This window comes from Oceanobacillus damuensis (assembly GCF_001618145.1).
Lineage (GTDB): Bacteria > Bacillota > Bacilli > Bacillales > Amphibacillaceae > Oceanobacillus > Oceanobacillus damuensis.
In genome coordinates this window covers 1-14422 of sequence record NZ_LQNF01000037.1, presented here as the reverse complement: position 1 = coordinate 14422, position 14422 = coordinate 1, and the positions used below count along the sequence as shown (strand labels likewise).

Here is a 14422-nt window from a genome sequence, read left to right as displayed (position 1 = left end):
GTGTCACAAATGAGGCCTAAAACATTAAACTTTGAACAACTAGTTAAACAAAATAGACAAGAGCTTCTAAATGATGAAGAAAGTATAACACAAATCGAGCTTCGTTTAGAGAAAAAACAGGAAGCTCTCGCTATGGCAAAACGTAAAGAACTAGAGTTCAATAAATAAGTGATAAAAGCAGGAATGACTTTCATGTCATTTCTGCTTTTTTCAAAAAATAAAAAAATATAAATTTTGACTGCAATTAACTCTTACACATAAACAGCCACGGCCAACTCCGGTTCCTAGAAACTCCTGTCATAAGCAATGGACATTCCAAGCGCGAAAACCATGCGCTTTCCAGTCCCTTGCTTATGCATTCATTTCTAAACAGTCACCTACGCTTTTGTTCGGCCAGCTCCGGTTCCTAGAAACTCCTGTCATAAGCAAGGGACATTCCAAGCGCGAAAGCCATGCGCTTTCCAGTCCCTTGCTTATGCATTCGTTTCTAAACAGTCACCTACGCTTTTGTTCTTTCCAACCGTAATTTTCTGTTTTCATAGAGTTGAATAAGAATTACAGCTCCTATGATACACCCCATGCCAAGCATTTGTACAAACGTAAAAGGCTCCATAAAGATAAATATCCCTATCAATGTTGCAACTACAGGTTCAATCGTGGATAGAATCGAAGCCTTTGAAGCCTCGGTATATTGCAATCCCAACGTGTATAGAATATATGCAATAACTGTCGGTAAGAGCCCAAGTCCGACTGCATAGAATAAAACGTGAGAATCGAAAAACAAATGCGTTTTTTCCTTATAAGGAAAAAAAGGAATAAGCGCGAGGGAAGCTACAATAAAAGTAAACGTTGTAACACGTAAAGTTGTATATTCTTTTAAGGCAAATTTGCTGAAGATGCTGTAAAGAGCATAACCAAGTCCGGATCCCAGTCCCAATAATATACTTGCTGTCTTCATATTATGAACGCTGTTGGGGGTTAAACCAACTACCAGGCATGTCCCAACCAGTGTCAATGCCAAAGCAGTAATTTTTGCACCGGTAAAAGGCTCTCTGAATAGAAAGAACGATATAATTGTAACAAAGGCCGGAGCTGTATATAGCAAAGCAGTCGCAATTGGAATTGTAGATAACTCTATCGCAGTAAACAAGCAATAATTAAAAAAAATGATACTAAAAATTCCGGTGCCAATAAAGTACTTGATGTCCTGTATTTTTTTAAGTTGAAGACTTTTTGGAGAAACAGCCAAGGTATATGCAATTAATAAGGCTGCAGAGGACCAGGCCCTTAATGTAACAACTTCCATAGGTGTAAATCCAAATTCATAAAGATGTTTAACAAACCATCCAATCGTCCCCCATAATGCCGCTCCCAACATGATTAAAATAGAATATCTGTTCAACCAGATTTGTCCCCCCTTGTTTATCTGTTTATCCGTATTGACGGACAATTTGACCTCCATTTCAAGACGGCAGAAGTACAGAATTGCAAGTAGGGGATCAACGTCCGTAAGAGCACGATTCTGTTTTAAAAAACACACTGAGTGGAAATTCACTTTAATTGTAATTATAACAAATTAAGAGCCAATTATCGTATATTAAACTTTTTATAGGGAAATAATGCTATAAAAATGGAGATGGAGTGGAAATGATAATGGTTTTGAAAGCATTTTTCCAGAAAGAAGGTCGCTTAGAATGGTTATTTCTTTGCTGATAAACTTCATTCATATAGGAAACGTTGGCATTGTAAAAGAGTATGTATACGTATTCTGCTCTTTAGCAGCCATTATTGCCATTTATTATTGTATGAAACCAATCATCCAATGGGCGGTAAAATTAGAACTGAGTAAGCTCCTGATTTATTTCGTCAGCAGTATTCTTTTATTGTTATCGATAATAAGCATTTCTCATTTTATAGATGAAATGGATCTCATGTCGGTTATCAAATTCACCTTACAGAGTATAGCTATTTTCGGTGCCGTATTGTCAATGTCTATACTGATTCTTCGTTACATAAGGAATACGAATTGAGTGAAGCGCATACAGCCTTAACTGTAATGCGCTTCGACTAGTTATCCATTAAATTATTGACTGTTTCCAACCAATCGTATACTGGTTGAAAATATTCTTCTGGTGTTCTTAAGTCTGGTGGGGCAGCGTCCATTACCAGCTTCTTCTCCGTTTCGGTAAGCTTCTCAAATTTATCCTTTAAGACATGTGTCTGTTCGGCATAGCGATGGAGTTCATATACGAAATCCTGCAGATTCATTCTGACCGCCTCCTTATTTAAGTAATACCTCAATAAAAAGGTAATGAAACATATAAAAGGGGGACTTCATGATTAATAGTTTCGCTGTGATTTAGTTGGAGGCCATTCCATTTTCCCTAGAGAGGATGGAGTATAATACGAAGAAGTGTATCGTTTTTGTCTGGTTTGCGGTTTTTTCTCCGCCTTCCAGTCAATATATTGATAGACAACCCTTTTGGCCTGTGACAATGACATCTTTGTTTGGGGATTCCGATAGTTTTGGTCAAGGGAACCAAGATGTTTCAGGTTTTTGAAGTCTTCTTTTGATGGAGGGATATGAAAATAATATTCATCCACTTTAACAAGCAATGTTGAATGCTGATTGCTAAGTTTTGGGTGGTCAGAGAAATGCAGTCCAACTTTTTCCGCTTTATTTTCTTTTAACAGCTTGTTGATTGTGTCTTTTTTTATTTGATATAGATGCTGTGGCTCTGGTGCTGTTTTTGCATGGCGATTAATTGTAAATACTGCCTGAGCCAAATGATGAAGAGAGATTTCCTGTTTCATGAACTTTTCTCCTTTCTATGTAGTAGATATTTCTATCCTATCGCAAAGCGTGTCCGGTGGCAAATGGAAAATTAAAAGAAGAGTGAAAATAATAACATTTCAGCTCTTCTCTTCATTTATTGGACTTTTTTCAGATCATCCACGATGGTATCAAGAGCATCCGATTGTATACCACTGTAATTTTTAATTACTTCACCTTCAGGACTTACAAGGAAAAAGGACGTCCCATGTGTAACCTGATCAGTTCCTTCGGGGGCTTCTTGAACCATATTTTTGAAAGACTTGATGGAAAGTTCTTTAATCGTACTAAATTCATAACCTGTCAGGAATGTCCAGTTACTGAAATCGGCATGATAACTTTCTCCATATTCCTTCAGAACTTCAGGGCTATCGTATTCCGGGTCGACGCTAAAGGAAACGAGCTGGGCATCAATTCCTTCTTCTTCCAGTTTTTCCTGTAATGCTGCCATATTGGCTGTCATCGGCAGACAGACAGTTGTACAATTAGTGAAAATAAAATCAGCAACCCACCATTCACCCTCTAAATCACGAAGGCTCAATGTACTGTTATCCTGTGTAGTAAATTCAAAATCCGCAACCTCCTCTGACATGGTGGTTTCAATAGGATACCCTCCACAGGCAGTCAGAAAGATGGCAAGACCGACGATCAATAATAAATGCTTCATGAAAACTTCCTTTCTGAACAATCAATAGAACATTCAAGTAATCAGGCCTATTATAACATTTAATTGAAGTAGATTTAATTTAATAGTCTTGAAATCTTTATGACATTTTAGAAGCTGTACGGATTTTTATTTTTTTTTGACTTACTCAAGTTTCGCACCAAGAAAATTAGCTTAAACAGTTAACTGGGTTAAACTTGGAATGTCTCCAATAATCCCCTTGCGAACCTGATGAAAATAAGGCTATTTACAAGATGGTTTGCTTTTTAATTATTGCATAGTAGATATAAAATGCGATGTAACTTCTATTTGTGTTAGAACTTTGGCACGAATAATGGAAGCGAGATACTTCGGCGACCGCTCTGGGAAATACACTGCGCTTTCCACGGGCGGCTGGTGAGCCCCTTCATGCTAACGCATTTCAGTGTCTCACCTATGCCTCTCTTCCCGTAGGAGTCTCCGTGTATTTCCCAGAGCTGGTTGAGATTGCTGCTAATAAACTGCATTCTTAATAACAAAATCTAATTATACAGCTTCACCAGAGCGATCCCGGACGACAGCAGAAGCACATATATTAATTATAAGTTATGTCGTAGTTTACACAAACTGCGAATAAAAAGCTGTAAAACTAAAAGAACGATGGGGTTCAGGTGTATTCAGGCTGCTCAGTGCAAATAGTTAATCCAAAGTCAACTTGAGCAGTGCGACTCACGCCATCCTAATTCTGCCAAGGATTTTTTCCATTTCCTTCTGCGAAAGTTGAGTGACTTACTTATGACAAATAAGATTGAAGCGTATAAAGGTGTATTTCCGGCTTGCACAGGAATCGATAGGGAAGTCTTGTAGTGCCTATGCCGCTGTTGACGTACAGGACCAGTTTTTGCTCGTTTAAGTTGTATTTTCCTTGAACATATTTTTCTGCGAAGGCTGGGGTATACAAGTCACCGATGAAAGGCAATCGGATCTGGCCACCATGACTGTGACCTGAGAACTGAACATCTATCGGATATTGGGAGGCTCTATCCGCATAATCCGGTTCATGAGCCATTAGCATTGTAAAACTTTCGGGGTCATTGTTCTGCAGGGCTTTCTCCAAATCGGGAGTGCCAAGCATTACATCATCAATACCTGCAAGAGTAATTTTGTTATTCTCCATTTCAATCGATACACTGCTGTTTTGCAGCAGATGAAAATCTGATTGCTGCATTACTTCCTGAACGATTTCCGTTCCGTATCCTCCATGGTCGTGATTTCCGTATATCCAATATTTACCATGAGTTGCACTCATGGATTTAAGTATACTGCCTAACCCCGGGTCCCAGTTATAATGATCTGGTTCGTCAACAAGGTCACCAGTAAATAAAATCAAATCAGGCTTGAGGGAATTGATTTTAATCGCCAATTCTTCTAATTGGTTTAAAGAGTAATGGAAACCAACATGCGTATCGGAAAATTGAATAATTTTAAAATTATTAAATGATGGATGTATTTTAGGAGAGGAAATCGTTTCCTCTGTTATTTTTAGCAAAGAAGGTTCAATATTTCTGGAATAATAATAAGTGCCACCGCTGATACCTACAAAAGCAAGCAGACTTCCGAGCGTATTTTTCAGGAATTGTCGTCGATTCATTTCCGTCATACCTTTCAAATTTCTTAAAAACAGATGGTTTGAGTATAGCACGAATGGTGGGTTATATAAAAAGCAACAAGGAATATATAGTGAAAACTTCTTTATGAAGACTTAAAAATGAAGGATATTCGTACGAGAGAAGATGGATTTTGACTTATGTAAATAGTCAGTTAATTATTGACTTTGATTCTTATTGTATTTATCATTGAAGATGATAGGTGGATGGGCGCCAGGGCTTTCGATAAAAAAGTACCAACCGAAAGAAGGGAGCGATTGATACGTCCACATGCAACTCAATTTAAGTGCGTATTTATTTCTTCTTAATAGCGACCATATAAGTGGTGCATATTATATAATATGTACCACCTGACTTTCACAAAGCAGTCAATTACAAGGATCACAATCATTATGGAATGGTGAATGGTTTCCTTCAATCTGAATAGTACAATGAGAAATGTGGAAATGATTTTTTATAAGATCATTAACTGATTTCAGCATGTTATCACGATCAATTGATTCATCTACGATGAGATGACAGCTCATTGATGTAAACTCGGATGTGATTGACCAGACATGTACATCATGAACATCCTCAACGCCTTCCATCGCAGAAAGGGTTTTTTTCAAGGATTCAATGTTGACACTTTGCGGTTTTCCCTCCATTAGAATGTGCAAGGCGTCTCTCGTAATCCGGTAACCGGAGACGATGATTAACATCGCGACGACAACACTTGCAATCGGATCAGCAATATTCCAATCGAACATAATGATAAGCAGGCCAGCAATCAGGGCGCCAACAGAACCAAGCAAATCACCGAAAACGTGGAGTAATGCACTTCGAATGTTCAGATTTTCCTTGGAATCTCCACGCATCAGTATCCATGCTACCAATATATTGACACAAAGACCAATGAAGGCAATGATCATCATATTTCCGCTAACATTTGGTGGATTGGCAAAACGGTGCATAGCTTCGTAGAAAATATAGAGAGATATGATCATTAAGGTTATACCGTTTATAAAAGCGGCGATAATCTCAAACCGTCTGTAGCCAAACGTTTTATCCCCTGTCGCTTTTTTTTCGCCAATTTTAAATGCAAGGAGACTAAGCCCCAGAGCTGATGCATCGCTCAGCATATGTCCTGCATCCGATAATAGAGCTAAACTGTTAGTGAGGATTCCGCCGATTGCTTCGATGATCATAAATGAAAATATTAGTATGAAACTCCAGAACAATTTACGGGTATTGGTGGTATGGTGGTGTCCATGGTCATGCTGGTGGTGATGATGTCCCATTTTATTCCCTCCTAACTGGTATGCTTGGAATGCTCAATCGTCTGTTCCAGCACGTTCATGACGTGGTAGTCATCTGGTGAGTAGTATGACATTGTCTTATCCCTGCGTTTTTTAACTAAGTGTAATTGTTTTAAATATTTTAACTGATGGGAAATGGCAGACTGGTTCATTTTCAGCTGTTCAGCTATTTCGGTGACAGAGCATTCTTGCTGGAAAAGTAAATGAAGTATTTTAATTCTTGTGGGGTCAGATAAAGCTTTAAAAATTTGTGAAACATCTTCAACTAAGCTTTCGTCTATAGCATCATACTGCAATATTATCACCTCGTTAGTATATGATCATATGCTCATATTATAAATTAAGTGAAGTTTTTTATCAATTGATATCTGTCTTAAAAAAATGTTTTAAAATGAGTCATATGGTAATATAAGTATAGTGGCGTTTCTCCAAAAAGTTCTTGTGGTAAGTAATAGTTTAAGTTTGTGAGTTTCTATAAAAGGGGACGAAATAAATGAGTCTTATTAAAGATAAGCAGTTAGCTGATATTTCCATTAACGAATTATTGATTCCCTCGGAAAAAGTGGCCCATGTCCAGTTAAATAACCCTTTGGAGCATGCGTTACTTGTGCTTGTCAAATCAGGATATTCAGCAGTTCCGGTTTTGGATGCAAAATATAAATTTGTAGGAATTATTGGTAAAACAGTTATTTTAAACCAAATTTTGGGTTTGGAAAGTTTTGAAATAGAAAAACTGTCCGAAATGAAGGTTAAAGAAGTGATGAACACTGAAATTCCAACGCTTACTAGAGAAAACTCGATTCTCGACGGTCTTAATGCAGTAATCGACCATCCATTTGTCTGTCTTGTCGATCAGGAAGGCTACTTTGACGGTATTCTGACCCGAAGATCTATCCTTAAAGAGATTAAGAAGAATATTTATATCAACTCTTATAAAAAACAATAAAAGGATTACCAGCCTTCCATGTTTTATATGGCAGGCTGTTTTTTAAAATTAAGAAAGCAGTCCCTTGCTAGCGTTAAGTTACTAAACAGTCACCTCCGCTTATGTTCAAATATTTGCGAGTGAATATACTGTCTGCTAAAGTAAGATAGAGATTATAATATCAGGAGGAATAAGAAATGAACATGATGGATGCTAATGAAATTATCAGTTTTATCTCCAACAGCAAAAAAAGTACACCAGTAAAAGTATACATAAAAGGTAATTTAAGTAATCTGACTTTTGACGATACGATTAAAGCCTTTGTTGAAGAGAACAGTGGAGTTTTATTCGGAGAGTGGAATACGATTAAAGCTTTTCTTGATGACAACAGTGAAGCTGTTACAGATTATGTTGTCGAAAACGACCGCAGAAATTCAGCGATTCCAATGCTTGATCTAAAAGGAATCAATGCCAGGATTGAACCTGGTGCTATTATTCGCGACCAAGTCGAAATTGGTGATGGTGCAGTTATCATGATGGGTTCATCCATAAACATAGGTGCAGTAATTGGCGAAGGTACGATGATCGATATGAACGCAGTATTAGGTGGGAGAGCTACAGTAGGAAAAAACTGTCACATTGGTGCAGGAACAGTTCTTGCTGGTGTCATCGAACCGCCATCTGCTAAACCTGTCATTATTGAAGATGATGTGGTAATTGGCGCGAATGTTGTTGTACTTGAAGGTGTCACCGTTGGTAAAGGTTCTATCGTGGCAGCTGGAGCAATTGTTACACAGGATGTTGCACCGAATACACTAGTTGGAGGAACACCAGCTAGAGTTTTAAAAGAAATTGATGAGCAAACCAAATCAAAGACTGAGATTAAACAAGAGCTTCGTAAACTGGACAATTAAGTGGAAGATGACAATGGATATAATTGAGTTACAGCACATTAGAAGAGAACTGCATTTGATTCCGGAATTAGGTTTTCAGGAATTTAAAACCCAAAAATATCTCCTGGAGAAAATCGAAAATATCCAAACGGAACGTGTCACAATAAAGCTATGGAAAACAGGGATACTCGTCAAAGTGAGTGGTAAAGCACCGACAAAAACAATCGGCTATCGCAGTGATATGGATGGATTGCCGATCACCGAGTCCACTGATTTCTCATTTAAATCAACCCACGAAGGCAGGATGCACGCCTGTGGGCATGATTTTCATATGACTATCGCACTCGGTGTGATGGAAAAAATCATTCGCCAGCCGATAGATGACGATGTGATTTTTATTTTCCAGCCGGCTGAAGAAGGGCCTGGCGGAGCATTGCCTATGCTGCAATCTGAAGAATTCCAGCAATGGAAACCAGATGTGATTTTTGCATTGCATATTGCTCCGGAACTCCCTGTGGGAACGGTGTCTTCAAAAGAAGGGTTGCTTTTTGCCAATACGAGTGAATTGTTTATTGATTTTAAAGGGCTCGGTGGTCATGCAGCATATCCGCATTTATCTAGGGATATGACAGTAACCGCCAGCAGCTTCATTATTCAGTTGCAGCAGATTGTATCGAGAGGTCTTGATCCATTAAGCAGTGCTGTCATTACAGTAGGGAAGATGGAAAGTGGATTTGTTCAAAATGCGATAGCAGAATCCGCAAGACTGGAAGGTACCATTCGCACCCTGAATCCTAAGACAATCACCATCATAAAACAAAAGCTGGAGAAACTTATGAGGGGCTTTGAAATCAGTCACGAGTGTGAAATTGCTGTAGATTATGGGTCGAATTATTACCAGGTATACAATCAAGGGAATTTTGTGGAACAATTTCGGGAAGCGATGATGAGCAATGGTGTTACATATAAAGAAGCTAATGCAGCGATGACAGGGGAAGACTTTGGAGATATGTTGAGGGAAATTCCAGGTTTTATGTTCTGGCTGGGCGTAGACTCTCCCTATGGGCTGCATCATGCTAAGTTGAACCCGAAGGAAGATGCTCTTGAAGTCGGAGTGAAATCGGTTTTTGCCACGTTAAAAGCTCTCTAGAACTTAGGTGTATATTGTGTACATTTCTGTAAAAACTACAACTGTACATGTTCAGAGGAGGAATCACGTATGGCGCGAATCGGTGTGGAAGGAACATTGACGGACGTAAAAACAGCTTTAATGGAGATGGGCCACGAAATTATTGACTTGCGTACTGAAAATGATGCGGCTCATTGTGATTGCTGTATCATTTCCGGGCAGGATAAAGATGTCATGGGTATGCAAAGCACTGTCATTGCAGGTCCGGTAATTAATGCAGAAGGGCAGACTGCAGAAGAAGTTTGCCAAATGGTAAATCAGAAATTAAGTTAATTGGTAAGATCAAAAGCGGAGGTGACTGTTCAGAAACGCATGCATAAGCAAGGGACTGGAAAGCGCAAGGGTTTGGCGCTTGGAATGTCCCTTGCTTATGACAGGAGTTTCTAGGAACCGGAGCTGGAAGATCAAAAGCGTAGGTGACTGTTCAGAAACTCAATGCTAGCAAGGGACTGGAAAGCGCATGGTTTTGGCGCTTGGAATGTCCATTGCTTATGACAGGAGTTTCTAGGAACCGAAGCTGGCCGCGGCTGTTTATGTATAAGAGTTAATTGCAGCCAAAATTTATACTTTCTTGTTTTGCAAAAAAATAAAGGCAGAGTCAGTCTCTTTAAGAGGACATGACCCTGCCTTTTTTACTTGTGTCAATACGTGTATTGCTTTCATATATAAAATTATAACCTAGGAAAGGATGCTGCAAAGATTTTCTTTCCTGACAAGGAGGGAAGGAGTTTGAAATTAAGGGATCAATTACCGGATTTAAAGGCAGATGGTGAGTGGTTAAATACCAGAGAGATTCGGACAGAAGATCTTATTGGATATAAACCAATTTTAATTTATTTTTGGGCTGTCAGCTGTAATTCGTGCAAAAGGGCTATGCCGCTCATAAGACAAATGTGCGATGAATTTAAAAGTGATTTGCAGGTATTGAGTATCCACACGCCTCTTACAACGGAGGATAAAGAAATGGAAAGCATAAAGAAGGTAGCAGAAAAATTCAATATAACAGAACCATTATTTGCAGACCAGAATGAAATTCTATCCGGGAGATTTCAAATTAGATATGTGCCAGCTTATTTTATTTTTACTAAAGAAGGAGAATTGAGGCATTTTCAGTCAGGGCGTAATGGTATATCAATGCTGAAAAGAAGACTGACCCGAATTTTATAATAAAAGTAAAACAGGAATTCATAAAGTAAAAATCACTCTTTCGCTCACGGTAAAGGAGTGATTTTTATTTATGCCAAAACATTTGAAAAAATATTTAAAAAAATTAAAAATAAGTGTGGCAATCTATTTCGGAAACCGTTATATTTGTATTTATGGTGAATGAATATAAAGAGGGAGGGGATTCTTTATGAAAACTTTTCAAAAGCTGAAGCAATATTATTGGCCGCACAAGAGATTCTTTTTTTGGTCATTATTCTTTTTAATATTTGTAACAGGCATAACAGTTGTATACCCAATTATCTTGCAAGTGACGATCGATGAAGTTGTTCTTCAGAATAGGTATGAGTTAATCCCGTGGATCTGTATCATCTTTCTTGGATTAATGGTTGTCAAAGGCCTTTCCACATTTATCTTTCAATATTTAGGGGACCTCTTTGGGATGACAACCGTCTATCACCTGCGCAGAGCGTTGTATGATAAACTCCAGGCATTGGCATTTAAGTATTATGATAATGCAAAAACAGGGGATCTTATGTCACGCCTGACTGCGGATGTGGAGGGCTTCCGATTCTTTCTGTCAGTAGGCTTTGCAGAATTGATCCGTGTGGTGCTGCTTATTTTGGTCAGCTTAAGCATCATGTTCTATTATTCGGTTCCACTGGCGCTTGTTACGATGGCTGCAATCCCGTTTCTGGCTATCGTTGTCTTTAAGTTTGATAAACAGGTGCATCCAGCATTCAGGGATATCAGAAAATCATTTGGTAAGCTGAATACAAGGGTTCAGGAAAACATCAGTGGGATGAACACTGTGAAATCATTATCAAGAGAAGGGTTCGAAATTGGAAGATTCTATACAAGTAATGATAACTATCGACAAAATTATATAAAAACATCAAAGCTTTGGGCGAAGTATTTTCCGTTTATGGAGTTTATCGGAAATGTATGTGTCGTTGCATTACTCGCATATGGTGGTTTCCTGGTTATCGAAGGAGACCTCGGACTTGGTGAACTTGTTGCTTTTTTCAGTCTTGTATGGTATATACTCGGGCCATTGATGAACCTTGGATTTATTGTAAACCAGTTTTCCCAGGCAAAAGCTTCTGGTGAACGATTAATTGAAATATTGGATGCAGAAGAGGATATTATCGAGAAAGAGAATGCGATCGACGATTCAATTCAAGGGTATGTGACTTTTAAGAATGTGTCGTTGAATTATAGCGAAAATGATGATGCGGCATTAAAAGCTGTTAGTTTTGATGCCCCTCCGGGAAAAGTAATTGGCTTGATAGGTGCAACTGGTTCAGGAAAAACGAGTATTACACAGTTAATCACTAGATTTTATGAACCACAGTCTGGAGAAGTGTTGATTGATGGAAGGCCAGCAGCAGATTATAATTTAAAAACACTTAGGAGTCATATAGGATTTGTATTGCAGGAGCCATTTTTATTTTCCACTTCGATTAAAGCAAATATAGCTTATGGAAGACCCGATATATCCTTTGATGAAATCATTGCCGCTGCGAAACGTGCGCAGGCACATGACTTTATAATGGAACTGCCTGATGGTTACGATACAATGCTTGGCGAACGTGGGATGGGGCTGTCAGGCGGTCAAAAACAGCGAATCGCAATTGCACGTGCAATCTGCATCAACCCGAGTATTCTTGTACTTGATGATGCTACATCCGCAGTTGATATGGAAACCGAATTCAGGATCCAAAAGGAATTACGTGAAATTATGAGAGGCAGGACGACGTTTATAATTGCCCATCGAATTTCATCTTTAAAACATGCAGATGAAATTTTAGTGATGGAGAAGGGAGAAATTGTAGAGCGTGGCACTCATGATTATCTGCTGAGAAATAATGGCCCGTATGAACGAATCTACAATATCCAGTACCAGGATCGAGATACAATACTGAACACAGTTGGTTGATAAGGAGGTGCCCTAGTAATGGCACATGCTAAAAGGCAAGAAGAGAGCCGGCACTTAAACCGGTTTTCCTATACAGTCGAACAGGTTATTGAAAAACCGTTTAACTGGTCACAGATGGGACGCCTGCTCGAATTTCTCAAACCATATTCGAAAACTTACTTGACGGCAGCAATAATAGCTATGTTAATATCAACAACAATTCGCTTAACAGTACCTATCTTGATTGGTAAAATAGCGGTGGATATGGCAATACTGGAACAAGATTATACATTGCTTAGCTATCTGGTGTTAGGCATTGGCATCATGTACTTGGTAAATTTCATTGCGAACACATTTCGCATCAAATGGGTGAATATACTTGGGCAGAATGTCATTTTCGATTTAAGACAAAAATTGTTTTCACATGTTCAGAGATTGTCACATCGGTTCTTTGACACTCGATCGGCGGGTTCTATATTAGTCCGGATTCTGAACGATATCAACTCATTACAGGAGCTTTTTACAAACGGTATCATAAACCTGCTGATGGATGCTGTTATGCTTTTTGGGATAATTGTTATACTGTTCGTACTGAGCCCGCAGCTTGCTCTGGCAGTGATCATTGTTATTCCACTCATGTTCTTTATTTCTACGAGGCTAAGAAGAAAAATAAGACGCTCCTGGCAGGATGTCCGTGTACAACAATCTCGCTTGAACTCTCATTTGAATGAGGGGATCCAAGGGATAAGAATTACACAGTCATTCTCTCAGGAAAAGGAAAATGCTGAGTTTTTCAATGGTGTGAACGAAGGCTACTTTAACAGTTTCAAGGATGCGGCAAGAAAAAGTGCCATGTTTCGTCCCCTTGTGGAAATTTGTGATGCATTTGGAACAATCATTCTGCTTGCTTTCGGTTCGTACTTGATTTTGAACAATACGATAGAAATCGGTACCTTTGTGTCTTTTGCCTTTTTCCTTGGTATGTTCTGGGAACCTATTTCACGACTCGGACAAATGTACAATCAACTGCTGGTGGCAATGGCTTCATCTGAACGCATATTTGAGTTTTTAGATGAGCAGCCGAACGTGGAAGAGAAAAAGGATGGCTATGTGTTTAAAGACATGAAGGGGCATATCGAATTTGACCGTGTTGAATTTTCCTATAATAAGGAACGGATTGCACTTCATGAAATATCACTTGATATTAAGGAAGGTCAGACGATTGCCTTGGTAGGCCATACTGGCAGCGGTAAATCAACAATTGCCAATCTGATCAGTCGTTTTTATGACCCGACAGCAGGTTCTGTTAAAGTCGACGGCTATGATTTAAGGGAGGTTCAGCTTGATAGTTTGCGACAGAGGATTAGCGTTGTACTGCAGGACACATTTATCTTTTCAGGTACAATTATGGAAAATATTCGTTTCGGTCGCCCCCAAGCTTCAGATGAAGAGGTGATGCAAGCGGCTAAAGTAGTGGGTGCAGATGATTTTATCCAACGACTGGCTGATGGTTATCAGACTGAGGTAGAGGAACGTGGAAACGTACTTTCTGCCGGGGAAAGACAGCTGCTATCGTTTGCAAGGGCACTGCTCGCCGATCCAAGTATTATTATTCTTGATGAAGCTACTGCCAGTATTGATACAGAGGCAGAAGTGAAAATTCAACAGGCACTCCGCAAACTGTTAAAGGGGAGAACATCGATCATCATCGCACACCGATTATCCACCATACGAGAATCCGATAATATTTATGTTTTGGAACATGGCCGGATTTTGGAACAGGGAAACCATGACGAATTGATGAAAAAACAAGGAAAATATTTCGATTTAGTGAAATCTCAGTTTACAATGCTGGATGCAATTTAAGCAGATAAAAAAATTAAGGAGCAAAC

Annotated in this window: 15 protein-coding genes and 1 pseudogene; 9 read left to right on the top strand and 7 right to left on the bottom strand. The window is 38.9% G+C overall.

Going from position 1 to position 14422, the window contains the following annotated elements; all coding sequences use genetic code 11:
• The first annotated feature begins 9 nt into the window (after positions 1–9).
• A complete protein-coding gene (locus tag A4245_RS19815) occupies positions 10–168 on the top strand; it encodes an FbpB family small basic protein (RefSeq protein WP_084268848.1) in 159 nt (52 codons plus the stop codon).
• A 331-nt stretch (positions 169–499) separates the two neighbouring features.
• Here the strand turns inward: A4245_RS19815 and A4245_RS16865 are convergent, their stop codons facing one another.
• The 7 genes from A4245_RS16865 to A4245_RS16830 all read right to left on the bottom strand — a co-directional run bounded on the left by A4245_RS16865 (position 500) and on the right by A4245_RS16830 (position 6737).
• Positions 500–1402, bottom strand: a complete 903-nt coding sequence (locus tag A4245_RS16865) for a DMT family transporter (protein WP_067730128.1) — start codon at positions 1400–1402, stop codon at positions 500–502.
• Positions 1403–2067: 665 nt separating this feature from the next.
• On the bottom strand, positions 2068–2268 hold the full coding sequence (locus A4245_RS16855; protein ID WP_067730074.1) for a hypothetical protein: 201 nt from the start codon (positions 2266–2268) through the stop codon (positions 2068–2070).
• A 72-nt stretch (positions 2269–2340) separates the two neighbouring features.
• Positions 2341–2814: a YkyB family protein gene (locus A4245_RS16850; protein ID WP_067730072.1), complete on the bottom strand. Its 474-nt coding sequence runs from the start codon at positions 2812–2814 to the stop codon at positions 2341–2343.
• Positions 2815–2930: 116 nt separating this feature from the next.
• Positions 2931–3500 carry an SCO family protein gene (locus A4245_RS16845; RefSeq protein WP_067730070.1) on the bottom strand — a complete coding sequence of 190 codons (570 nt, stop codon included), beginning with the start codon at positions 3498–3500 and terminating at the stop codon, positions 2931–2933.
• A 769-nt stretch (positions 3501–4269) separates the two neighbouring features.
• Entirely contained in the window at positions 4270–5127 is an 858-nt protein-coding gene (locus tag A4245_RS16840) for a metallophosphoesterase (protein WP_084268850.1), read from the bottom strand.
• A 384-nt stretch (positions 5128–5511) separates the two neighbouring features.
• Positions 5512–6423 (bottom strand): cation diffusion facilitator family transporter, encoded by a 912-nt coding sequence (locus A4245_RS16835; RefSeq protein WP_067730065.1) that lies wholly within the window; start codon positions 6421–6423, stop codon positions 5512–5514.
• An 11-nt stretch (positions 6424–6434) separates the two neighbouring features.
• On the bottom strand, positions 6435–6737 hold the full coding sequence (locus A4245_RS16830) for an ArsR/SmtB family transcription factor (protein ID WP_199860707.1): 303 nt from the start codon (positions 6735–6737) through the stop codon (positions 6435–6437).
• A 197-nt stretch (positions 6738–6934) separates the two neighbouring features.
• Between A4245_RS16830 and cbpB the strand changes: the two genes are divergently transcribed.
• The 8 genes and pseudogenes from cbpB (at position 6935) to A4245_RS16795 (ending at position 14396) form a co-directional block, all read left to right on the top strand.
• Positions 6935–7387 (top strand): cyclic-di-AMP-binding protein CbpB, encoded by a 453-nt coding sequence (gene cbpB / locus A4245_RS16825; protein WP_067730063.1) that lies wholly within the window; start codon positions 6935–6937, stop codon positions 7385–7387.
• A 176-nt stretch (positions 7388–7563) separates the two neighbouring features.
• Positions 7564–8280: a 2,3,4,5-tetrahydropyridine-2,6-dicarboxylate N-acetyltransferase gene (dapD, locus tag A4245_RS16820; RefSeq protein ID WP_067730061.1), complete on the top strand. Its 717-nt coding sequence runs from the start codon at positions 7564–7566 to the stop codon at positions 8278–8280.
• Positions 8281–8293: 13 nt separating this feature from the next.
• Entirely contained in the window at positions 8294–9409 is a 1116-nt protein-coding gene (locus tag A4245_RS16815; protein WP_067730059.1) for an N-acetyldiaminopimelate deacetylase, read from the top strand.
• A gap of 69 nt (positions 9410–9478) precedes the next feature.
• On the top strand, positions 9479–9721 hold the full coding sequence (locus A4245_RS16810) for a YkuS family protein (protein ID WP_067730057.1): 243 nt from the start codon (positions 9479–9481) through the stop codon (positions 9719–9721).
• A gap of 456 nt (positions 9722–10177) precedes the next feature.
• A complete protein-coding gene (locus A4245_RS16805; RefSeq protein WP_067730055.1) occupies positions 10178–10615 on the top strand; it encodes a TlpA family protein disulfide reductase in 438 nt (145 codons plus the stop codon).
• A 187-nt stretch (positions 10616–10802) separates the two neighbouring features.
• Positions 10803–11657, top strand: a pseudogene (locus A4245_RS21005) (ABC transporter transmembrane domain-containing protein); the annotation flags it as partial.
• A 12-nt stretch (positions 11658–11669) separates the two neighbouring features.
• The gene (locus A4245_RS21000; protein ID WP_407668396.1) at positions 11670–12551 is read left to right on the top strand and encodes an ABC transporter ATP-binding protein; all 882 of its coding nucleotides are present in this window, start codon (positions 11670–11672) and stop codon (positions 12549–12551) included.
• 18 nt (positions 12552–12569) lie between these two features.
• Positions 12570–14396: an ABC transporter ATP-binding protein gene (locus A4245_RS16795; RefSeq protein WP_067730051.1), complete on the top strand. Its 1827-nt coding sequence runs from the start codon at positions 12570–12572 to the stop codon at positions 14394–14396.
• The last annotated feature ends 26 nt before the right edge of the window (positions 14397–14422 follow it).